Origin of the sequence: Natrinema limicola JCM 13563, assembly GCF_000337475.1 — an archaeon.
Taxonomy (GTDB): domain Archaea; phylum Halobacteriota; class Halobacteria; order Halobacteriales; family Natrialbaceae; genus Natrinema; species Natrinema limicola.
In genome coordinates this window covers 1-614 of the sequence record NZ_AOIT01000012.1, presented here as the reverse complement: position 1 = coordinate 614, position 614 = coordinate 1, and the positions used below count along the sequence as shown (strand labels likewise).

Annotated in this window: 1 rRNA gene; it reads right to left on the bottom strand. The window is 56.6% G+C overall.

The window, feature by feature from the left end:
- Positions 1-614, bottom strand: a 23S ribosomal RNA gene (locus C476_RS17665); the annotation flags it as partial.

The window sequence follows — 614 nt, the reverse complement described above, 5'->3', positions numbered from 1 at the left end:
CGAATTCCCTAACGTCGGTTGCTCCCGACAGACCTTGGCTTTCGCCGCCACGAGTACCTGTGTCGGATCTCGGTACGGACAGTGTGCTCACCTTTTCACGGGCTCTCGGTTGACCTGACTTGCGCTATCCAGCCATTCGATCGCTTCGTGCCATTACGGCTTCCACGATTTTCGACTGTTCGACCGGGCGAAGGCCCGGCTCAGGCGGCCCCAAAGCGTTGGCTTTGAGTGCACACTGGCATAGGAATATTAACCTATTNGTTCGACCGGGCGAAGGCCCGGCTCAGGCGGCCCCAAAGCGTTGGCTTTGAGTGCACACTGGCATAGGAATATTAACCTATTTCCCTGTTGTCAGCTTCGACTTACGGGCTGACTTAGGACCGGCTAACCCTCAGCTGATCAGCAGTGCTGAGGAACCCTTACTCGTTCGGCCGTCGGGGGTCTCACCCGACTCACGCTGCTACTATGACCAGGATTTTCGTTACTGAACGGTCCACACGAAATCTCTTCCGTGCTTCCACCCGAACAGAACGCCAACCTACGGGATCATCCTTTGACGGATGCCGCTAGGTCTCGGTGGTGGATTTGAGCCCCGATCATTTTGGGCGCCTCAA